The organism is Thermoplasma sp. (assembly GCF_023256435.1).
GTDB lineage: Archaea > Thermoplasmatota > Thermoplasmata > Thermoplasmatales > Thermoplasmataceae > Thermoplasma.
This window is the reverse complement of record NZ_JAGDXM010000025.1, coordinates 1-21002: the sequence shown is the minus strand read 5'-3', so window position 1 is coordinate 21002 and position 21002 is coordinate 1. Positions and strand designations below refer to the sequence as shown.

26 protein-coding genes are annotated in these 21002 nt (G+C 45.1%); 16 read left to right on the top strand and 10 right to left on the bottom strand.

What is annotated here, in order from left to right:
- The first annotated feature begins 112 nt into the window (after window positions 1-112).
- The 3 genes from gltA (at window position 113) to Q0C15_RS03095 (ending at window position 3874) form a co-directional block, all read left to right on the top strand.
- The gene (gene gltA, locus Q0C15_RS03105; protein WP_110642551.1) at window positions 113-1270 is read left to right on the top strand and encodes a citrate synthase; all 1158 of its coding nucleotides are present in this window, start codon (window positions 113-115) and stop codon (window positions 1268-1270) included.
- Between the two features lie 285 nt (window positions 1271-1555).
- Complete coding sequence (locus tag Q0C15_RS03100) at window positions 1556-2851, top strand: arsenic transporter (RefSeq protein ID WP_297216005.1); 1296 nt, start codon at window positions 1556-1558, stop codon at window positions 2849-2851.
- Between the two features lie 234 nt (window positions 2852-3085).
- Window positions 3086-3874, top strand: a complete 789-nt coding sequence (locus Q0C15_RS03095) for a hypothetical protein (protein ID WP_297216003.1) — start codon at window positions 3086-3088, stop codon at window positions 3872-3874.
- An 11-nt stretch (window positions 3875-3885) separates the two neighbouring features.
- On the opposite strand, the gene Q0C15_RS03090 is transcribed toward Q0C15_RS03095, so the two are convergent.
- Entirely contained in the window at window positions 3886-4944 is a 1059-nt protein-coding gene (locus Q0C15_RS03090) for an iron ABC transporter permease (RefSeq protein WP_297216001.1), read from the bottom strand.
- A gap of 108 nt (window positions 4945-5052) precedes the next feature.
- Between Q0C15_RS03090 and Q0C15_RS03085 the strand changes: the two genes are divergently transcribed.
- Window positions 5053-6012 carry an ABC transporter substrate-binding protein gene (locus tag Q0C15_RS03085; protein ID WP_297215999.1) on the top strand — a complete coding sequence of 320 codons (960 nt, stop codon included), beginning with the start codon at window positions 5053-5055 and terminating at the stop codon, window positions 6010-6012.
- Between the two features lie 444 nt (window positions 6013-6456).
- Here Q0C15_RS03085 and gcvPB read toward each other — a convergent pair whose 3' ends face one another.
- The 3 genes from gcvPB to Q0C15_RS03070 form a co-directional block, all read right to left on the bottom strand.
- Window positions 6457-7875 (bottom strand): aminomethyl-transferring glycine dehydrogenase subunit GcvPB, encoded by a 1419-nt coding sequence (gcvPB, locus tag Q0C15_RS03080; protein ID WP_297215996.1) that lies wholly within the window; start codon window positions 7873-7875, stop codon window positions 6457-6459.
- Complete coding sequence (gcvPA, locus tag Q0C15_RS03075) at window positions 7875-9176, bottom strand: aminomethyl-transferring glycine dehydrogenase subunit GcvPA (protein WP_297215993.1); 1302 nt, start codon at window positions 9174-9176, stop codon at window positions 7875-7877. Before gcvPA ends, gcvPB begins: the two co-directional genes overlap by 1 nt.
- A 69-nt stretch (window positions 9177-9245) precedes the next feature.
- Window positions 9246-9875 (bottom strand): 7-carboxy-7-deazaguanine synthase QueE, encoded by a 630-nt coding sequence (locus Q0C15_RS03070; RefSeq protein ID WP_297215991.1) that lies wholly within the window; start codon window positions 9873-9875, stop codon window positions 9246-9248.
- A gap of 140 nt (window positions 9876-10015) precedes the next feature.
- Here Q0C15_RS03070 and Q0C15_RS03065 point away from each other — a divergent pair, with 140 nt between their 5' ends.
- The 3 genes from Q0C15_RS03065 to guaA are packed head-to-tail and all read left to right on the top strand — an operon-like array spanning window position 10016 to window position 11556.
- A complete protein-coding gene (locus Q0C15_RS03065) occupies window positions 10016-10249 on the top strand; it encodes an Lrp/AsnC ligand binding domain-containing protein (RefSeq protein WP_010916553.1) in 234 nt (77 codons plus the stop codon).
- 9 nt (window positions 10250-10258) lie between these two features.
- Window positions 10259-10576, top strand: a complete 318-nt coding sequence (locus Q0C15_RS03060; protein WP_297215988.1) for a hypothetical protein — start codon at window positions 10259-10261, stop codon at window positions 10574-10576.
- 47 nt (window positions 10577-10623) lie between these two features.
- The gene (guaA, locus tag Q0C15_RS03055; RefSeq protein ID WP_297215986.1) at window positions 10624-11556 is read left to right on the top strand and encodes a glutamine-hydrolyzing GMP synthase; all 933 of its coding nucleotides are present in this window, start codon (window positions 10624-10626) and stop codon (window positions 11554-11556) included.
- A 124-nt stretch (window positions 11557-11680) separates the two neighbouring features.
- Here guaA and Q0C15_RS03050 read toward each other — a convergent pair whose 3' ends face one another.
- Window positions 11681-12130: a Fur family transcriptional regulator gene (locus tag Q0C15_RS03050; RefSeq protein WP_110642587.1), complete on the bottom strand. Its 450-nt coding sequence runs from the start codon at window positions 12128-12130 to the stop codon at window positions 11681-11683.
- A 211-nt stretch (window positions 12131-12341) separates the two neighbouring features.
- Between Q0C15_RS03050 and Q0C15_RS03045 the strand changes: the two genes are divergently transcribed.
- Both Q0C15_RS03045 and Q0C15_RS03040 read left to right on the top strand, forming a co-directional pair.
- The gene (locus Q0C15_RS03045; RefSeq protein ID WP_297215981.1) at window positions 12342-13280 is read left to right on the top strand and encodes a transcriptional regulator; all 939 of its coding nucleotides are present in this window, start codon (window positions 12342-12344) and stop codon (window positions 13278-13280) included.
- Complete coding sequence (locus Q0C15_RS03040) at window positions 13277-13912, top strand: hypothetical protein (protein ID WP_297215978.1); 636 nt, start codon at window positions 13277-13279, stop codon at window positions 13910-13912. Before Q0C15_RS03045 ends, Q0C15_RS03040 begins: the two co-directional genes overlap by 4 nt.
- A 22-nt stretch (window positions 13913-13934) precedes the next feature.
- Here Q0C15_RS03040 and Q0C15_RS03035 read toward each other — a convergent pair whose 3' ends face one another.
- Both Q0C15_RS03035 and gcvH read right to left on the bottom strand, forming a co-directional pair.
- The gene (locus tag Q0C15_RS03035; protein WP_297215975.1) at window positions 13935-14534 is read right to left on the bottom strand and encodes an RlmE family RNA methyltransferase; all 600 of its coding nucleotides are present in this window, start codon (window positions 14532-14534) and stop codon (window positions 13935-13937) included.
- Window positions 14531-14899, bottom strand: a complete 369-nt coding sequence (gene gcvH, locus Q0C15_RS03030) for a glycine cleavage system protein GcvH (RefSeq protein ID WP_110642568.1) — start codon at window positions 14897-14899, stop codon at window positions 14531-14533. Before gcvH ends, Q0C15_RS03035 begins: the two co-directional genes overlap by 4 nt.
- A 142-nt stretch (window positions 14900-15041) precedes the next feature.
- Here gcvH and Q0C15_RS03025 point away from each other — a divergent pair, with 142 nt between their 5' ends.
- Both Q0C15_RS03025 and Q0C15_RS03020 read left to right on the top strand, forming a co-directional pair.
- Window positions 15042-16349, top strand: coding sequence for an adenylosuccinate synthase (locus Q0C15_RS03025; RefSeq protein WP_297215972.1), 1308 nt, complete (start codon window positions 15042-15044; stop codon window positions 16347-16349).
- Window positions 16350-16495: 146 nt separating this feature from the next.
- A complete protein-coding gene (locus Q0C15_RS03020) occupies window positions 16496-16969 on the top strand; it encodes a peroxiredoxin (RefSeq protein WP_297215969.1) in 474 nt (157 codons plus the stop codon).
- 113 nt (window positions 16970-17082) lie between these two features.
- Here Q0C15_RS03020 and Q0C15_RS03015 read toward each other — a convergent pair whose 3' ends face one another.
- The 3 genes from Q0C15_RS03015 to Q0C15_RS03005 form a co-directional block, all read right to left on the bottom strand.
- Window positions 17083-17805: a hypothetical protein gene (locus Q0C15_RS03015; RefSeq protein ID WP_297215966.1), complete on the bottom strand. Its 723-nt coding sequence runs from the start codon at window positions 17803-17805 to the stop codon at window positions 17083-17085.
- A 4-nt stretch (window positions 17806-17809) separates the two neighbouring features.
- The gene (locus Q0C15_RS03010) at window positions 17810-18169 is read right to left on the bottom strand and encodes a heavy metal-binding domain-containing protein (protein WP_297215963.1); all 360 of its coding nucleotides are present in this window, start codon (window positions 18167-18169) and stop codon (window positions 17810-17812) included.
- Between the two features lie 659 nt (window positions 18170-18828).
- Window positions 18829-18984, bottom strand: a complete 156-nt coding sequence (locus Q0C15_RS03005; RefSeq protein WP_297215961.1) for a hypothetical protein — start codon at window positions 18982-18984, stop codon at window positions 18829-18831.
- 104 nt (window positions 18985-19088) lie between these two features.
- Here Q0C15_RS03005 and Q0C15_RS03000 point away from each other — a divergent pair, with 104 nt between their 5' ends.
- The 5 genes from Q0C15_RS03000 to Q0C15_RS02980 all read left to right on the top strand — a co-directional run.
- On the top strand, window positions 19089-19289 hold the full coding sequence (locus Q0C15_RS03000; RefSeq protein WP_297215958.1) for a hypothetical protein: 201 nt from the start codon (window positions 19089-19091) through the stop codon (window positions 19287-19289).
- Window positions 19264-19554: a hypothetical protein gene (locus Q0C15_RS02995; RefSeq protein WP_297215955.1), complete on the top strand. Its 291-nt coding sequence runs from the start codon at window positions 19264-19266 to the stop codon at window positions 19552-19554. The genes Q0C15_RS03000 and Q0C15_RS02995 overlap by 26 nt, the downstream gene beginning before the upstream one ends.
- Window positions 19547-19705: an AbrB/MazE/SpoVT family DNA-binding domain-containing protein gene (locus tag Q0C15_RS02990; RefSeq protein ID WP_297215952.1), complete on the top strand. Its 159-nt coding sequence runs from the start codon at window positions 19547-19549 to the stop codon at window positions 19703-19705. The genes Q0C15_RS02995 and Q0C15_RS02990 overlap by 8 nt, the downstream gene beginning before the upstream one ends.
- Entirely contained in the window at window positions 19702-19947 is a 246-nt protein-coding gene (locus Q0C15_RS02985; RefSeq protein WP_297215949.1) for a hypothetical protein, read from the top strand. The genes Q0C15_RS02990 and Q0C15_RS02985 overlap by 4 nt, the downstream gene beginning before the upstream one ends.
- Window positions 19944-21002: hypothetical protein (locus Q0C15_RS02980; RefSeq protein ID WP_297215946.1), on the top strand; the 1059-nt coding region annotated here is incomplete at its 3' end. The genes Q0C15_RS02985 and Q0C15_RS02980, both read left to right, overlap by 4 nt.

Below are 21002 nucleotides of genomic sequence, written 5' to 3'. Positions count from 1 at the left end.
AGTATAATTATAATCTATTTATTTGAATATTTAATTATGTATAACACATACAAAATTATACGACGAAATTTCAAATAGCGTTAAAAGATATCATATATGTAGAGGTGTTTTAATGCCAGAAACTGAAGAAATTAGTAAGGGACTTGAGGATGTCAATATAAAGTGGACTAGGCTGACGACGATTGATGGAAATAAAGGCATTCTAAGATACGGAGGTTATTCCGTTGAGGATATAATTGCTTCAGGCGCTCAGGATGAAGAGATACAGTATCTGTTCCTGTATGGAAACCTTCCTACGGCGCAGGAGCTGAGAAAGTTCAAGGAAACCATACAGAAGGGATACAAGATACCCGATTTTGTCATAAATGCCATAAGACAGCTCCCCAGGGAGTCGGATTCGGTTGCCATGCAGATGGCTGCGGTTGCATCCATGGCTGCATCGGAGATAAAGTTCAAGTGGAACAAGGACACAGACAGAGACGTGGCTGCAGAGATGATCGGGAGAATGTCAGCCATAACTGTAAACGTATACAGGCACATTATGAACATGCCTCCAGAGCTTCCTAAGCCGTCCGATAGTTATGCTGAGAGCTTCCTTACGGCTGCATTCGGCAGAAAGGTCACAAAGGAAGAGATAGATGCAATGAACACGGCGCTCATACTTTACACGGATCATGAAGTGCCGGCTTCAACAACTGCTGGGCTTGTTGCTGTATCCACGCTCTCTGATATGTATTCTGGTATAACCGCTGCGCTCGCCGCACTGAAGGGGCCATTGCATGGTGGCGCGGCTGAAGCTGCGATAGCGCAGTTTGACGAGATAAAGGATCCAGCCAACGTGGAGAAATGGTTCAACGATAACATAATAAATGGAAAGAAGAGGCTGATGGGTTTCGGCCATCGCGTGTACAAGACCTACGACCCAAGGGCAAAGATATTCAAGGGAATTGCTGATAAACTATCAAGCAAGAAACCAGAAGTGCGCAAGATATACGATATAGCAACGAAGCTGGAGGATCTGGGCGTTAAGAACTTTGGCTCTAAGGGAATATATCCAAACACCGACTACTTCTCTGGAATAGTGTACATGTCTCTAGGTTTCCCGCTGAGAAACAATATATACACAGCTCTCTTCGCTCTTTCAAGAGTTACTGGGTGGCAGGCGCATTTCATAGAGTATGTTGAGGAGCAGCAGAGACTGATAAGGCCGAGGGCAGTATACGTTGGCCCTGCGGAGAGAAAGTTTGTTCCCATAGCGGAGAGGAAATAAAACATACCTCTCAAACCATAATTTTTTTGTCAAGAAGCCTTATTTCAATAAGAGCGAGGATTCTTAACCTCTCCATCTGGTATTTCTGTGATACAATCTCGATGCTAATACATCAATGTAGACAATGTTCGTTCGGATTATCTCATAACAGTATGGGAGATACCGAATCCGCAGATTTAGAACTGAGATTTTGATCTGGATCAGATATATACGATATGCAACGAAGCCAATCCATTGACTGCGTGATGTCATCAAATTTTTTATAAGTACCAGCGATACTTGTTGGTGTTCTTATTCCGTCTCCTGCTAGCTGCAGCGGTTTTTACATTCACGCTCATTCTTGTGATAGCAAAACCTTGGAAGTTGGATATTGGCTATTCTGCCCTCATAGGCGCTTTGATCTCAATATTGCTGGGAATATCAACACCTTATGATATCGTTAAAGTATGGAATATAATATGGAATCCAACATTCACCTTTGTTGCGATAATAATAATGTCTCTGGTATTTGATTATTCCGGATTCTTTGAATATTATGCTATAAGGATATCGAAGATTGCTGCAGGCAATGGCCTCAGGCTTTTCGTCCTAATAGTTTTGCTTGGATCAGCCATCTCCGCATTCTTTGCCAATGACGGCACGGCTCTGGTGCTGACACCCATAGTCTCTGCCATAACGGCAAGAACTGGCATGGACAAAAGGAGGGCAACAGCCTTCATAATGGCCACCGGTTTCATAGCCGATTCCTCCAGCCTCCCATTCATAATCAGCAACCTTGTGAACATAATTGGCGCCGGGTATTTCGGTATATCATTTGCAGAATATGCGGAAACTATGATAATACCGGATCTTGTCAGCATATTGGCAAGCCTTGCTGTGCTGATCCTCATATACAGGAGAGAGGCATCCGTCCAGTACAATACCGCCAATGTTGGTGACGAGAATAAGGTTATAGTGGACAGGCAGATATTCAGGCTTGCCTTTCCGTTCATAGCCCTTGTCGTGCTAGCGTATTTCCTGTCGAGCATAGACAGCATCCCTGTAAGTTTCATCGCACTGCCAGCAGCCTTAATAATCCTGTATCTGGCAAGAGTTAACGGAAAGATAAACACAAAAGCCGTGATAAGGGAGGCTCCATGGCAAATAGTTCTCTTTTCCCTGGGGATGTACGTTGTTGTTTACGGTTTTGGAAATGCTGGATTAACTCAACTGCTGACGGATCTGATGCGGCATCTCATGATCTTGGGCAATCCAGCATATACGGTACTTGGAGGTCTGTTCTTCGGGTTTCTCGCCGGATCAATGAACAATCTACCCTCAACGATGATGGGTGTTCTGACCGTTTCAAACCTTCATGGAAACAGATTCCTGATCTATGCTAACGTCATAGGCAATGACATAGGCCCAAAATTTACCCCGATAGGTTCTCTGGCCACTCTGCTCTGGATGTACACGCTTAAGAGAAAGCACGGCATAGAGATAACACCAGCGTATTACATGAAGATCGGTTTTATGGCCGCTCTTCCTGTTCTCACTCTCACGCTTATTTCTCTCTATGCCGTCATAGAACTTGGCCTCTGAATATATCGGCAGACGAAGAGTTCTAATGGCAAAGTTATTGGTTTGATCGAAGCCGTAAGACTCGGATCTTCAGCGATTATATACATGGATCTTCTTCAGCAGGAATATTCGGCTATGCCTAATCATCGTAGCGCATGTCGTTCCACAGATCGTTTCTTTAACAATGATGCTTCAATAAATACATATCCCAGATGAATCTGTACCCTTATCTGCCTATCAGACGGCGATGAGTCAATGTCCGAAGGATCAAAATTCAAGCTTGCCGTTCCCAGAGAACACGGCCTTATAGTTGTATGGGCGAACACGCTGATCATTTCGCTGATATCAAACTTCAGATTCTACATATATGGTATCGTAACCTTTCTGATCATGTTGACTACATTCTTTCTTTATGATCCGATACTTTCTGCACTGAGGGTGTGGAAGGCAAAACGTGGGCCGCTGAGATTTCTCTACGCCAACCATGCTTATGTTTTCGTGATCGGTCCGCTTCTTCTTGGATGGATTCTCTATATAACGGTGATCCATGTGATCCCAGTGACACCGCTGCTGTTCTTTGCAGTGTTTCTAGCGACTTATGTTGCCCTCTTCAGGTTTGGAGAGAGAAAGCTTTACACACGTATATTCTCCATACTGACATTGACATCGATGTTTCTAATAGTGTCTTCATCCTTCGTTCACTCACTGACGATCAGAAATATTACGATCTTTCTTGTACTGAGTGCAGGCGAGGTTCTTATGGGATCTGTTCCTGTGGAGATAGCTAATGCAAGGATAATGAAGATCAGGTTCGAAAGGCTCTTTCTCCGTCGCATACTGCCTGTATATGTGTCATCCATTTTGGTTCTGATACCAGACCTGCTGATCTCGTACCAGATGGTCTTCTATGTATTTTCAGTCATATTCACTGCCGCAGCTTTATCCGCAATTGCTGTGAAGGATCTTCCCATGAAAAAGATAGGTTTTATCGCAACAGGATTCAATCTTGCCATCCTGATAAGTCTCATCATCCTCTATAATTGATCTTTTATCTTTCATTGAAGATAGGATCCTTTGGCCATCCTGTTCAGAAGGTATATGAAGAATGGAACGCCGATTATTCCCGTTACTATGCCTATTGGTATGACCTCTCCCCGAACTATCACCTTGGAGATGTCGTTTGCCGCCATGAGGAATATGGATCCAAAGATCGCTGAGGTGGGTATCACGTATCTGTTTGAACCACCGTATATTAGCCTTGATATGTGAGGCATTATGAGTCCGACGAATCCTATGAGACCGGAGACAGAAACAACGGCCGAGGTACTCAACGTCACAAGCGCGATTAGTATTGCCTTGGTCCTTTCAACGTTCACACCTATAGACTGTGCATGCTCGTCTCCCATCTGCAGGGCATCTAGTTCATTACGAAGTAGGTATATACCGATGGACGAGAAGATCACAACCGGAATCAAAGTCATTATCTCAGACCAGCTTATGGTCTCTATCGAACCCAGAAGCCAGAAGTATTCACTTCCTGCAAGATTCACGTCTGAAAATATTATGAAAGACACTATGGACGAGGAGAAGAATGAAAGTGAGATCCCTATAAGCAGTAGAAATGTGGGCGGCGCCCTTCCATGACGGAACGATATCAGATAAACCAGTGCCACCGTGACCGTGCTGAAGACAAATGCGTTGATCTCAAGGGTATAATATCCAAGAAATGAGAGCGAGAGTGCTATGCTCAATACAGCACCAAGTGCTGCACCGCTGGATATACCTATGATATACGGTTCCGTTATTGGATTTCTGAATATGCTCTGAACTACAGAACCGCCTATGGCAAGAGTGGAACCCACGAGTATTGCTCCAACGATCTGCGGCTCTCTGAGTTCAGTAACGATTAGATAATCATTCCTGGGTACGGCAAAATGATGTATAGCTGACAAAAATGGTATCTGATCCCAAATTATCTCCATTGTTCTCCTGACAGGGATAGATATGTTTCCCATGCCAATCGATAGGATTGAGATCGCTATCAGAAGGATCAGGCTTAATAAAACTGCGGGCATCCTTATAGATCGATTATGATAGCGAACTTCTGAGAACACCAATTAATCCCTCTTTATGTTACTTAAATTTATTTCACTATAATAAAGATCGCTATGTTAATATATTGAAGTGAGTTTACGTAAACTAAAATCTACTTGGTGAAATTCATGAACAGAAATTCCGTGGTTGCCATTGTTGTGATAGCTTTAGTGGTCATCGCAGGTGTTTCATATTTCTACTATAAGGAGGGTATAGGCACAAACGATGTTGCCCAGGTATATGCACCAAATGCAAAACTCCCCTTCACACATCCGCTGACAAGAATAGTTTCGCTTCTGCCCAGCATAACCGTGAACCTGTACGCCCTTGGAGCTGAGAAGGATCTGGTCGGGATAAGCACCTATACATCTTATCCCAGGAATCTGAGTCTCCCCATAGTTGGTGAGCTGGATACGGTAAATTACGAAGAGTTGCTGAACGTATCTCCACAGGCCGTTATAACCATACCATCATACTATCCACAGAACGTCATAACGAAGATACTTGATATGGGTATACCGGTTATAGAGGTTGGCCAGAATAACTTCACCCAGATAGAGCAGCAGATCCTGGAGCTTGGAAATATAACGGGAACACAGGCCAACGCCTCGAAGATTGTAAACTGGATGCAGACATCACTGGTGTATCTTCACCAGAATGCGACAAGGCTTTCTGACGGAAAGAGGATGAGCATATTCTATCTGTTGAGCACCGAGGGCGGGTACTGGACAGCCGGTAACCAGACATTCATAAATGATTTCTTCAACATAGCCAATCTGCGCAATATAGTCAACGGTACGGGATATTATACTGTTCCAGGATCGCTCATATTGAACGATTCGCCGGACATAGTACTGCTGGATCAGTATGTCAATTCTTCAGTGATGAAAACCGCCCCGTTCGATGAGACCAATGCATACAAAAATGGCACTTACTTCACGATATTCGACGACAACTATTTCAACGAACCAGATTTCAGATCGGTCTATGCAGTTCAGTGGTTAATAGATGAAGTTTACAATACCACCGTCAGCATACCCGCATTTCCCATTCAGCTGGCTGATAATCCTGCACCATCTATTCAGTAATATAGTATTATTCATTTTTATGCGATGGCATGAATCCGATCGCTAAATGAAACTTATCGATCATGGAGGAAAAGGAAATCGCACAGCGTATAATCAGAGTGGTTTACAACCCTCCAAATATTTTTGCTGAATAGATGTGAAGGCATAAAGTGATGTAAACTGCCACCAACTGAATCTTTGTATCTCCTTTTAACGAGGAAACGTCTGAACGTATGGCTATATTCAGACTGCAACAGCCATATTCACAACTGCCTTGCAAAATTCATTCGAATATTCCTGCTGGAGAATGTCCGTGTATCTAATCGTGGAAAATGTTCAGATTTGAATATATTTTCAAATGGATAATTTTTCTTTAATATTATGGTAGCAAAATATTATCATGAATAAAAGAATGAAAATATGAAGATGAGGTGCGGCATTTCAAGGAGGTATTATTTATCCGGCCTACCATCTCACCTTCAGATCCCTTGCAGCTTTCACTTCATCTATCCTGGAAACAGCCGTATTCCTTGGCCTCGATTTCAGATCCTCTTCCGGTACCTTCAGCGCTGATATGAGGACGTCTGCGTACGTATCCAGATCCGCCTTGCTCACGGTCTCGGTGGGCTCTATCATCATAGCCTCCTTCACGATCAGCGGGAAGTACACCGTTGGTGAATGTATACCGTAATCTAGCAGGTACTTGCCTATGTCAAGCGCACGTCTCCCGGTGTTTTCGGTTGAAAGAACGAACTCGTGCTTCTTAAGTGGATAGTAAGGCACCTCATAGTAACCCTCAACCTTCTTCTTGAGGTAATTGGAATTCAAGACAGCCCTTATGGTTGCATTCTTAAGGCCTTCATCTCCGTTTTTGATCACATATGACCATGCGCGCAAAAGAACTGAGAACGATCCGTAGAACGATGATACCTTCCCTATGCTCTTCTTCCTACCGTAATCGAGGAAGTACCTCCTGCCGTCGTATCCAACGACCGGAACTGGCAGAAAGTCCGATAAGAAGGCTTTAACGGCCACCGGTCCTGCTCCAGGCCCGCCACCACCGTGTGGGGTTGCAAAACTCTTGTGCAGGTTAAAATGAACTATGTCGAAGCCCATGATACCTGGCGAGGTTATGCCGAATATTGCGTTCAGGTTGGCGCCGTCGTAATAGAGCAGCGCACCGGCATCGTGTATTATCTTGGCTATTTCAACTATGTGCTGCTCGAAAATGCCAAGCGTGTTCGGATTGGTTATCATGAATGCTGCTGTCTTTTTGGAAACCGCCGCCTTCAATGCACTCAGATCCACCATGCCATCGCTGTTTGACGGTATCTCCACTACGTCAAACCCGCCCATCGTCGCTGAAGCGGGATTTGTTCCATGTGCAGAATCCGGTATTATTATCTCAGTCCTGTCCTCATGCCTGTCTTCGAAGTACTTCTTAATTATGAGGATGCCGGTGAATTCTCCGTCAGCACCGGCCATCGGCTGCAATGTAACTGCATCCATATCCGATATCTTTTTCAGAAACTCCTGAAGCTCGTACATCACCTGCAGTGTACCCTGTACGGTGGATTCAGGCTGGAATGGATGCACGTTCCTGAACTCCTCATAGGATGCTATTCTGTCGGCATATTTTGGATTGTACTTCATGGTGCAGGAACCCAGAGGATAGATGCCAACGTCCACGGTATAGTTCATCTGCGATAGTCTGGTGTAGTGTCTGACGACATCCACCTCTGAAACTTCTGGCAGATTCAGATCCTTTCTCTTCAGATCCTGCGAAAGGAGATTTTCATCAACGTCTTCAGAGATCTTGAACGTGCTGTCTGATCTTATGTCCTTTATGAGAGGCTCGTCATAATACGCCTGTCTGAATTCCATCAGATCACCTCCAGCGCCTTTGCAAGCTTCTCAATCTTTTCAGCATCAGTCTTTTCCGTTACCGTAAAGAATGTTGCATCTCTGAGGGATGTGTCCTTGATCAAGCTGGTCAGCTTCAGCCCTCCCAGTATACCTCTGGATGCAAGGCCTTCCATAACTTCCCTGTTGAGCCTGAACATGACATCTGAAAACGATTCCGTGTCGAAGTATGGTTTGATGCCGGCCGCCGAAAGCTTTTCCTTAAGCATCCTTGAATGCTTTATCGTCAACAGGGCAACCTTCTTCAGCCCAGACGATCCCATTATGGAAAGATATGCAGATGCGGCAAGCGTCAGCAGAGCCTGGTTTGAACATATGTTGCTTGTTGCCTTGGCACGCCTAATGTGCTGTTCCCTAGTCTGCAGCGTCATCACATAAGCCCTCCTTCCATTGGAATCTACGGACTCGCCTATTATCCTTCCTGGGGATCTCCTTATATGATCCATCTTGAAAGACATTATCCCCAGCAGTGGTCCGCCAAAATTCATGGGTATTCCAAGCTGCTGCCCCTCAGCCACAGCTATATCTGCCCCATATTCTCCTGGTGGCTTTACGGCACCCAGTGAAATGGGATCGACATAGGCTATCAGAGCTGCATCCTTCTTTATATCCTTGACCGCAAAGACATTTTTATCGAGGATACCATAGCCGTTTGGATTTTCTACAACCACCGCCGAGGTTTCATCGTCGATCTTTGAAGACAGATCATCGAGATCGATCATGCCGTCATTTCCTATTTTATATCTGATTATCTCCATGTTAAGACCCCAGACGTAGTTTTTCAGCACCGAAAGCTTTGAGTCATAGGTGGAATCCGGTATGAGGATCTTTTTCTTTCCGTTGATCCTGTACGCCATCCTTGCGGCCTCCCCAAGGGCAGAATATCCATCATACATGGACGCGTTTGTAACATCCATGGCCATGAGATCCGAGATGAGACTCTGATATTCGAAGAGGGATTGAAGCATGCCCTGCGATATTTCAGGCTGATATGGAGTATATGAGTCCAGGAATTCTGGCTTCGAAAGTATGTAGTTAACCGCCTCTGGTATGATCCTATCATAGATGCCGTTTCCAAGAAAATTCAACATTCCTATGCTGTTCTTCCGGCCCAGTTCAAGCGCGCGTTCCACAACCTGATGTTCATCAAGACCGCTTCCGATTCCTATTGATCTCTTCCTTACAGACCCAGGCACATCAGAAAAGAGGTCTTCAGGCTCTTTCATGCCCATAAAATTGAGCATAGATAGGAGTTCATCCATGATCCAATAAGCGTTTATGACGATTTATTTGTTTGCAAAAACAGCCATTTATTGATATGGCATATCATCTCATACTCCTGGAACATCACCGTAGATTATCTTGTGGATCTGCGGAAGCACTCTTATATTATATCCGGTTCCTGAGATCCGATCTGCTATCCTTCTTATATCCGAACCCCATGCAGGCTGGAACACGAAGTTCAATCCATCACCATACCTATCAACAAAGTCCAAAGCAAAATTCAGATCCTCATCATCCTTTATCACGATCTTAAGATAGTCCTGCTTTCTGAGATATCTTAAGTTTTCCATCAGAAATCCCTTCGTGACCTTTGCGGACGGTGGCTTCACATCCATGTCTATGAAGATCCGATCCGAGAACACAAAGTTCCTAACACTGATCGTCCCATTTGTTTCTATGAGTATATTCTTCCCAAGATCGACAACCTGTTTGACAAATTCATGCGCCTCTCTCTGTACCAGCGGTTCTCCTCCTGTGAAGCATACCCAGTTTTCCTTCGACTCCTGAACCGATCTTATGATTTCCTGCAGGCTCATATCCTTTCCGCCGTAGAATGAATATTTCGTATCGCACCAGTCACATCTTATATTGCATATATTGGTTCTGACAAACAGCATGGGCAGACCAGCATACAGCCCTTCACCCTGAATGCTGTGGAATATCTCGGTTATCAGCACAGTGGTCTATCAATAACCGGCTAATATGATTATGCGTCAAGGGTTCCGATCAGTATCGCTCAATCGCATGATCCTGTTCAGACATAGAAAAAACACAAAATTTATTAACATTTTACAGTATTACAGTTTAGTGATGAAAATTGTCAATAGCCTTTGTTCTGATTAGCACCGTTCCTGGAAAGGAACATGAGGTATATAACAAGGTGCTCAAGATCAACGGAGTGGTCGAGGCGCACCCTCTGTTCGGTGAGTACGATATAATTGTCAAGCTCGACATGAAGGACTTCACCGAAATAGGCGAAGTGGTGATAGAGAAGATCAGAACGATTGACGGGGTTATTGACACAAAGACGCTGACAGGAATAAAACTGTGAGGTGATATAGTGATTCCTTGGTCTCCATGGAACTGGGAGGTTTTCCTGCTGGTTATCCTGGCGCTTCTGGCTCTGTCGCTGATAGTGCTCGGTATACTGACTGCGTACTTCGGGAGCGGCAAGAGCAGGATTGCCGGAGCAGCTCTTCTGGTCATTGGACTGGTGGTTGCGGTTATTGATATTATTGGTCCGAAATATATGTTCCACTTTGGCCTGAGCCAGTGGGCTGCATATGTTGCACTCGGAACAATATTCTATGTGATAGCTGCCATAATTGGTGTGGTGATCGGTCTCCTGGTCTTTCTAGGTTTCATAATGAAAACCTGAAAAACCAGTTTCAACAAAATATTTATCTATATTTTTAATCGGTCACAATGAGCGTTTCTTCTTATATCGAACAGATCAAAGAGGATATTCTCGATAAGGTTAAGGGCCGCGCTATAATAGCCGTTTCCGGTGGTCAGGACAGCTCTCTTCTCTCCGTCCTTGCATCGCAGGTTTTGGGGGATAAATTGCTCTGCGTCTTTGTAGATACCGGTCTTCTGCGCATAGGTGAAGTCGAAAGGGTCAAGAAATTCTTCGAGGATCATAGTATGAACTATAGAATAGTTGACGCATCTCAGGAGTTTCTCAGCGCCCTGAAAGGTGTGGTCGATCCGGAGGAAAAACGCAAGATAATAGGCAAAACATTCATAGATGTTTTGAACAGGGAGGCCGAGAATTTTGGGGCAGAATATCTCCTGCAGGGAACAATAGCCCCAGACTGGATCGAAAGTGGCGGTCAGAAGCGGGATACCATAAAGAGTCACCACAATGTTGGAGGCTTGCCCAAGGACATGAAACTCAAGCTTGTGGAGCCGCTTCGGGATTTTTATAAGGACGAGATCAGAGCTATGTCAAGGGAGCTGGGTATGAGAACTGATCTGCAACCTTTCCCAGGTCCAGGGCTTGCAGTACGCATAATGGGTGAAGTGACTGCGGAAAAACTGGATCTGCTTAAAAGGGTGACGAAGATCGTGGAAGACAAGGTTGAAGGTGCGCTTAAACCAGAGGATCGGCCATGGCAGTATTTTGCAGTTCTCCTTCCCGTGCGAACTACAGGTGTGCATGGAGACAGAAGAGCATATGGATATACTGTGGCGGTCAGGATGATAGACAGTATAGACGCAATGACTGGAACGTTCACCAAACCCTCCTGGGACCTTCTGGAGGATATAGCGAATACGGTTACGGATGAGATACCTGAGATAAACCGTGTGGTCTATGATATAACAAATAAACCGCCTGCAACCATTGAATGGGAGTGACCAGATGATGGAAAAATCCAAAAGAACTTTTAAAGATAATTTATTGATTTGATGAGGCTAAATATTTCATTTCAATGAGAAGCCAAATGATAAATATAAGTATAAATGAGAGGGGAATTTTAGATCAGTGCATTACCGGCTTTGTGCTGACGGACTCCATCCTTTCCTTAGCCTTGCACTCAGGGCATACTCCCCTTACGAACAGCGTTATGTTCTCGAAATCTGCATCTGAATTCTCCTTCAACAGATCGAGGAGCTTTCCCTTGTCTATCTTCACGTCTACGATATTTCCGCAGACCTTGCACATTAGATTCGCATGGAGTTCAACCTCATTTTCGAACCATGTAGTGCCATCGACGTCGAACGAGTTGATGCATCTTACGTCTGCGAACGCCTTGAGTATGTTGTATACCGTGGCTAGGGTGATCGTTGGAATAGTCTTCTTTATCTCCTTATACACGTCATTTGCTGTGAAGTGACCAGGCCCCTTCTTCAGATATTCAATCACGGCGAGCCTCTGCGGGGTTATTTTGTATCCAGCCTCTTTGAGCATAGCGACATAGTCTTTAACCATATCTACCAGATATGATATTTCAAAAGGATATTTAAATTATACTAATTAATATGTAAACATAATAAATCGAAGATAAAAGTGATTATCAACGAATTAATGCTTCTTTCATAATGACTGCTAAAAACAGATGGATATCTATCTAATAATAAAAATAAAATTCTGACCTGCAAGGCATGAAAAGACTTAAATATCAGCAATCATAATAAGCAATGTGGAAGATAAAAAGGATGCCCTGATATCAAGAACGATATCCATGCTGCTCGATAATGGGTTCTCCGTAGCGGATATGAGAGGGCAGTTTTCAGCATCCTTTGATATCATTGCGAGGAGAGATCTAGAAAGATATGTGCTGAAGGTTCTGTATAATATAGATACTCTCAAACCAACGACTGCGTATGAGCTTGCAAAGGTAGCAAAATTCTTGAGATCCACTGCCACCATAGTTGGCGAAAAAGCTGGCGGCGGACTGCTTGAAGATGGCGTTATATACTACAGGCATGGCATTCCCATTTCGTCCCTTGAAACGTTCAGGGATTACATCAACGGTGAAAGGCCGTACATCTATTCTGGCCCAGGAGGCTTTTACGTGAAGATAAACGGAGAGGCACTCAGGGAGATGAGGATGAAGATGAGCCTTTCCATCGGATATCTGTCTCATTACCTTGGCGTGTCAAGAAGATCTATATCACTCTATGAGAGCGGATCATCTGCCACAATAGACATATTTCTAAAGCTTCAGGAGATCATAAAGGGAGATCTTGTGGATCACCAGGATCTGTTCAAGATCCTGCCTGAGGAACTGCCAGAAGAAGAAAAGGTCCAGGATATATACGTGCAGATGCTTCTGGACATACTGGAAAGGATAGGTCTGGACACGAGACCGGCATACAGAATGCCGTTCGATGTGCTGGCGAGGGATGAGGATGTCATATCGCTTATTGCCTCTATTCTATCCGAGGATACGGAGAACACAAAGATTCAGCTGATGAAGAGAATAAGCGATGTGCTGGAAGAGGATGCATTTCTCATAAGTAAGAGATCCACGACCAGAGAAAACATAAACGGATGCCCAGTTGTGAATCTTGTGGATCTTGAAAGGATCACCGAAAAGGACGAACTCCTGAGGATGCTGGAGAAAAGAGCCAGATGATCGCAAGGATAACAAGAGGCGGACATGACATAACGCTCTTTGGTGGCATCAAGGGTCTCGTTCGGGACGGAGATGATCTCAGAAACGAGCTCTATCAGGAGAGGCCCGGTTCTATTTACATAGTGCTGAGCAAGGAACAGATAGACGGTTTATCGGCGTTTATCAAGGATCCCTTTGAGCTTTCCATGTCGGATTACGAGATATCCTACGGCCTTCACCTGTCAATCTATGGCGAGGTGATGACGCCACCTCCGATATATATAGAGGCCGTAAAATACGCCGAGGAAAATGGCAAAGAACTGAGGCCACTCGATGTACCTGAGAAGGAATACACCGATTTCTACACAAAGAATGTGAAACTGTTCGATCTTCTGAGGAATTCCCTGAGAAAGAGGCATGTGACGAGAATGGAGTTCGGAGATACCAGCCCCGAGGATTTTGTCAGGAGATGGAATGCGACGATGAACAGGGTGAGTGGTCTCAGAAAGGTTGAAGAGTTCAGGTTATCCTATATTGAACGCAAAATTGATGAGTATCTTGATACGGACAAGGAGCACAGCGTATTCATAATAACAGAACTTGAATTTTATGATCCGCTGAAGGACTTTCTTGAACACAACGCAAAGAATTGAGGCTATCTCACGAAGTGGCGTGTTACCCGACATTTCCTGAAAATCCATAGAATATTATGTAAATCTCGCTGGATTCTTTGCGTGAGGCTGGAGGTTTTGTTATCTTGTGATCCCTGAAATACTGCCCCCATCGCCTTATGAAGTCGTTTGTCATGTCTCCCTGGAACTGCTTCAGAACTGCAGTTCCACCCCTTCTCAGCGTTTCCACTGCTATCTTCATGACCGCATCGCCGATAACAACGGAGGATGCATGATCTGAGCTCTTTATTCCGCTCGTCTTGGACATTGCATCGGAGAGAACCGTATCAAAGGCCTCTATACCCGAATCAGTCATGGCCTCTCTTATTCTCTCTGGAGCATCCTCCCTCAAAATGTTTAACTTCAGAAATTTCACACCAGGGATCTCCTGCATTGGCTGTATATCGACCGACAGGACATGACAGGATCTTTCAACCAGTACCTGCGTCCATCCGCCAGGAGACGATCCGATCTCCAGCACGGACTGACCGTTCTTTATTATGCCGTAACGATCTATCAGGAACTCAAGCTTATATGCGGCCCTGCTCCTGAACTGATCCTTCTTGGCTTTCCAGTAATACTGATCCCTGTGATCGCCGGTCATTGTATTAACTTCCTGTACTCAGCGGCAGATAGATGATCTCCTTCCTTCTCTATGGTCATCTTCACAAGCCAGCTGCCATATGGATCCTTGTTTATGGATTCAGGGTGCTTTGCCACCTCCTCATTCACAGCCGTTACAGTTCCAGTGATTGGGGAATAGACGTCCTCTGCGGACTTGACTGATTCTATTGTTAGAAGCACGTCTCCGGCCTTCTTCTTGTCTCCAACCTTGGGGAGATCAACGTACACGATATCCGTCATCTGGGACTGTGCATAATCAGTTATACCGATCGTTGCAGTGTTGCCATCCTTCTTATACCATTCGTGCGTTTTTGTGTAATTCAAACCCTCTGGTACCTCTGTCATGATCTATCTAAAGCGTTAGAGCCTATATTTTTTTGTCGTTTCGATGCCATGATCAGGATACCTAGCGCACGGCGTCTGTTCGAGATCGGTCAATACGACAAAGAAACCTTTTATCTCTCCAGAATATAGTGTAAAGGTCTATATGGTCACACCTAATGGAGAAGGCGATAGAACTGCAGCAGTCGTCGGTCTGCAGTTTGGTGATGAGGGAAAGGGCAAGATAACAGACTATCTCAGCGGATCATACGACGTTGTTGTGAGATTCAATGGCGGTACAAATGCAGGTCATACCGTTGTGACCGATGATGGTACCTTCAAATTCCATCTGCTCCCTTCTGGATCGCTTAGAACATCCTACGTTGTTCTCGGAAGCGGCATGGTGATCGATCCCATTTCGCTCATACCGGAGATAGAAATAGTGAAGAAAGTGAACCCTGCACTGAGGATAATAGTCAGCAGGAATGCCCATGTTGTTACGAAGATGCATAGGCAGCTTGACGTTGAAGAGGAAAAGATAAGATCCAGCCTCATGATCGGGACAACGGCACAAGGTATAGGGCCAACCTATGAGGATAAGTACGCTCGCACAGGTATAAGGATGGGCGACATAACCAACTTCAACGTTGTAAAGGAAAAGATAGAGACCATGTACAGGATGCATTCCAACCTGCTCTCGGGCACCGAGTTCTCAGATCCGGAGAAGAGGAACGAGATGGCACAGGCCCTTTACGATGCCGGCCTTAAGATAAAGGAGTATCTTGATTACACCGAGATGGCCATAGATAGATTATATTCCCAGGGTAAGCGCATTCTCTTCGAAGGTGCACAGGGCGTGTTATTGGATCCTGATTTCGGCTTCTACCCTTTTGTCACGTCATCAAACACAATAAGCGCATCCATATACACGGGGACAGGTTTTTCGCTCAGAAAGGTGAACAGGATAATAGGCGTTGCGAAGGCTTATGTTTCAAAGGTCGGCGAGGGTCCATTCCCGACTGAAATCACGGACGACCTTGCCAAGCAGCTCAGAGATCTTGGCGGCGAATACGGCACGACTACAGGCAGGCCAAGGAGGGTTGGCTGGCTCGATCTGCCGATGCTCAGGTATGCAGTCAGGATAGATGATGTGGATGAGCTTGCGATAACAAAGGTCGATACGCTGGGGATGCTTGACAGGGTTAAGGTATGCAAGCAGTACCTACTGGATGGCAAGCCCATAGATTATGTACCAAGGGATATGGAGACCATCAAGAAGATTGAACCTGTATACGAGGAGTTTGACGGATGGGGATCCATATCTGATTCAATAAGCGGCAGGAAGATATCTATAGATCAGCTACCACCCAAACTTGTCAAATATATAAAATTCATAGAAGATCAGCTTGGAAAATCCGTAGGCATAATATCGATGGGCAAAGAGAGAAATAGGACTGTTAGAATAATTAAATAGATGAAGCTACAAAAGGTTAAATTAAACCCCGTATATCTCTATACATCCTGAATGGTTCATTTAGACTGCGCGTCAGATACGCAGGCCATGAATGGATGCGTTCGGGATTGCCCATTGTAATTTTTGGGCATGATGGAGGTATATATATGGTAGTAAAAGTGGGTGATAAAGCTCCGGATTTCGAAGCTCCGGATACCAGCCTTAAGATGAGAAAGCTCTCAGATTTCAAGGGGCAGAAAGTCGTTCTTGCCTTCTTCCCAGGTGCCTTCACAAGTGTCTGCACAAAGGAGATGTGCACTTTCAGGGATTCAATGGCAAACTTCAATAAGGTTAACGCCAAGGTTATAGGAATAAGCGTTGATTCACCGTTTTCTCTTGCTGAATTTGCAAAGAAGAACAACCTCACGTTTGATCTGCTGAGCGATTCCAACAGGGAAATATCGAAAAAATACGGCGTTCTCCACGAGAATTTTGTAAATGTTCCTGGTCTGACGGCATCCAAGAGATCGGTCTTTGTGATCGATAGAAATGGGGTCGTCCAGTATGCCTGGGTCAGCGATGATCCTGGGAAAGAACCGAACTATAAGGAAATACAGGATTTTGTGGCCAAGCTGAACTGATCCTGTTTGCCTTAAATCATTCTTATATTTCCTTATATCTATTTTTAATTATAACTGATGATCGGTGCGTTAGGAATTGGTGAATATGGGTTTTTATGGATAGTAGAGCCTCTTCAGAATACCACCGGTTTTTCCTTTCTAAACTCGTCTTCATCCTTTGTGGAAGCCAGCTTAGATAGCCCGAAGAGAAAGATCGCTACCGATATCACAATCGCCAGGGACCAGAAAATCACCGTAGCATATAGGTATAGATCCCTATGCAAAATTATAAATAAATCTGTAAATACCAGCCCGCCGTCTATGCCAGCATGAAGAATAGAAGAAATAAGATAGGTTAACCTTCCCATATCCTGTATCTGGCCCCATTTCATGAATGTTGCTGTACCAGGATGGAAGAGAAGAGACGATATTACGTTAAGCGATATTAGAATACCCTGTGCAGCTGGGATTTCAGAAATATGATGGATCTCTAAAGCCGACAAGAGAAATGAGAGGATGAGCACAAATATATCAACAAGAGAGAAACCAAGACCGATAAAAAACGCCATTCTTCTTGTTCTTGTATCAACCGATACGTAGGTGAATCCTTCTTGAATAAAGCCAGCCGCACAACCAATATATAAGGAATAAAGTATGGGATATTTGATCTCTATGGAAGAGAGATCGGCTATCATTGCGGAGAGATCAAAATGCATCCTGATCAGAAAAATAACATCTGGTATGCTTTCGATCATCTCCTGAACTATCAGGGCAAGAAACATGAAAAGTATTCCGATGCCAACAGCTTCAAGTGCATATCTTCGGTTGAGGCCTCGGAACAAATCCAGAGATATCACCCTATCATGATAGACCAACGCGTTCTATATTTTCGGTCACATCCTCCACGAGAACTGCTGTACCGTAAGCCACTATTTCAGTCATAACCTGCCCTATGTCCGAAGAATCAAACCTGACGTTTATCACAGCATTGGCTCCTATCTGTTCTGCGGCACTCTGCAATCTCTCCATTGCCGTATTTCTTGCATCAGATAGCATCTTTGTGTACTCCTTTATCTCTCCGCCTGCAAGCGATCTTAAACCGGCTACAAGGTTACCGCCCAGGCCTCTACTTCTTACAGTTATGCCCCAGATTGTACCAAATACCTTAACTATGCGCTTGCCCGGTATATATTCTGTATTTACCATAATGACATCTGACATCATTCTCACCCATAACGTTCTATTTCCATTCGCCCATATATGAAAGCAGCGTTACTGATTCAGATTATTTTCAGTCTTGCTGGTTCTTTTCCACGGTTCGGATCATCTTGTTCGATGTGTATTCTATTTTGCATCTTTTGCTTGTTATATCCTGAATTTCAGCGTTCATTTAAGGTGCCTCCATTAATCCAGGATTCAAAGTGGGCTCAGGATAGCTATTTCCTATCTCGACAAGATAATGTAGAAATTATATAAACCTTTCCTTTGAATATATCCCTGAAGGCAGCTCTGAGAAATAATTATATGTAGCTTCTCGACTTAGGCCTTGTTCCAATGAAAAATTGTAACTATACAATCATTGCATAACACACAACCACTATCATACATGGTTTCAATGCATCGCATTCCGCGATGGAGGAGAATTCACGGCATTATAATTAGCTTGATATCTCGCTTCAAAACAATGATGATCAACCTTTATAAGCGGGTCCGAGGGGAGCAGGAAATCCGAGTCCGCGGGTAAAACGCAGCGATCTCAGAGAAAAATTGTTCATACTTTTCTTCGACGAACTGCGCGGCCTAGATCCTGAGAATAACGCTATCCCAGCGCCTGTCCAGGGGCCTCTGCCATTTTTGCAAGGAGGTGGCTCAGCATGAGGTCAGAGCTTTTCTATTATGAGCCTAGACCCGTCGAATGTGAGCTTAACCTTTTCCCCGTGAGCAAAATTGAGCTTGGCCATCAGGGATTTAGGTATGTAGAGCCTTCCCTCACCGTCTCTGCCTACATAGATCCTTCCAATGTCTTTTATTTCCATGGTTACGGAAACCACCGGTTTATTAAAACTCTAACTAAATCCTTACAAATCCGTAAGTCTTATATATATCAATCTCCTTACGGGATTGTAAGGGTGAGAAAAAAATGGAGGAGAATGAATTGATCGGCATAGCTAGAATTTATAGGGATAAGGACGGAGCTGGACGCCTTTATTTGCCAAAGAAGCTGCTGGAGTCGTTGAGCTGGCAGGATAAGCAGCAGATCCTGCTAAGGACGGACGGAACAAAGCTCATCGGCACACCGGCCGAGGAGGTGGATCATGGTGAGATCAGAGCTTCTCGATGATTACCTTACCGTCGGCGATGGTAATCCTAAGCTGGTCCTTGTCGGAAAACGGGAGGTCTGCAACGAGCCGCTTGGAGATGTAGATCAGCCCTTCACCCTTGGATCCAAGGTGAAAACTGCCGGTTCCATGTTTTTCAGTCATTCTTATGAAATTCTAAAGAATAATTTAAACTTATATATTTTATCAAGAATTCGTAAGATTTATAAGGAAGGTAATCTTATGCTTTCTTATGAAAGTTATGGAAGAGGAGATAAAGATGATTGACAAGACGAAGGCACAGAAAGATTCGCATTCATCGGGGATTTACATACGCCTTCCGAAGAGCATAGTCGATTCTGTCAGCTGGAAGCCGGGAGATGTTCTCATCATTCGTTCTACTGGCAAAAAGCTGGAAATTGAGAGGGAGGTGGAATGATGCTTTCATGGGATGAGATGGAGATCCAGAGCCTTCTCGACGCATATGTCAGCGTGGAGCGCCCGCTCTATCTCTGGGCCACCGACACAGTCGTCATGGGCTCCGTTGGATACGATCCGGATTCAGCTGAAAAGGTTCTCATGGTCTTCAAGGAGAGGCATCAGGACGATGTGGACATCGTCAGCAGGAACCCGCTCCAGCTGAAGATCTTCGATACGTTCTACGGGAGGAGTAAGAGATGAGGGGGCGGGTGATCGACTGGAACTATGCAAGGGAGTTCATGCTTCGCTTCCTTGCAGACGGCAAGGACCATGATTGGTATGAAACGTACTACCTTGATCTGGCTTGGATGAGGGGCGAAAAAGAGTTCGCCCAGAACTACAGAAGGCCGACCAACGATGAGGTAGCCCAGCTCACCGCCGGGATGACTGACGAACAGCGCAAGAAGGTATACGACCTCTACGCTGAGGAATACGAGAGGGCCGACTACGGGCGCATGATCGGGGACGTCTACGACTCCCTGCTGGCCGATCCGGAGAAGACACTCGAGCTTCTGGATTCAGCCCTCTACGATTCAATGTACTACAAGACCGCAAACGCCCTTGGAGAAGAGTGGCCCGACTTCGTTATGCCGCACTTCATCATCAAGAACGCAGACGAGCTCTTCGTGCACATCAGCGACCTGAGCCTGGAAAAGCACAAGGACCGCCTTGTCCAGGTAAGGGGCTGGATACGCTACATCTCCGATACGCCGATGGAGGAGGTGACGTCGCATATTTTCAAATGCCTCTCCTGTGAGGCAACCTTCGACCTCCCCGTCATAGATGCTTCAGTCATAAGGCAATGCCCGGAGTGCAAGAAAAAGGGGCCGTTCATCGAGGTGCGAAAGCCACAGATGAAGAAGTTCCAGGAGGCCATCATAACCGAGAACTACGAGGACGTCGGCAGCACGCCGATATCGCTGAGGGTCATCTTCAGCAATGCGACGCTGAACAAATTCGCGGTGGGCGACCGTGCAATCGTGACCGGCATACTGAGGCAGAAGCAGGTCGAGAGGAAGGACAAGAGCGTGTATGTGACGCATGTCCTCGAGGCGGTGAGCGGGGAGAAAGAAAACGTTGAGGACGTCTCGATCACAGAGGAGGACGTGAAGAGGATAGAGGCGGTAGCGAAAAGCGCATCGCCGCTGGACTACCTCGCCTCGCAGTATGCCCCGGAGATAGTCGGCCTGGACACGGTGAAGAAGGCGATAGTGCTCCAGGCCGTCGGCGGAGTGGAGCACAGGGCATCGATGACC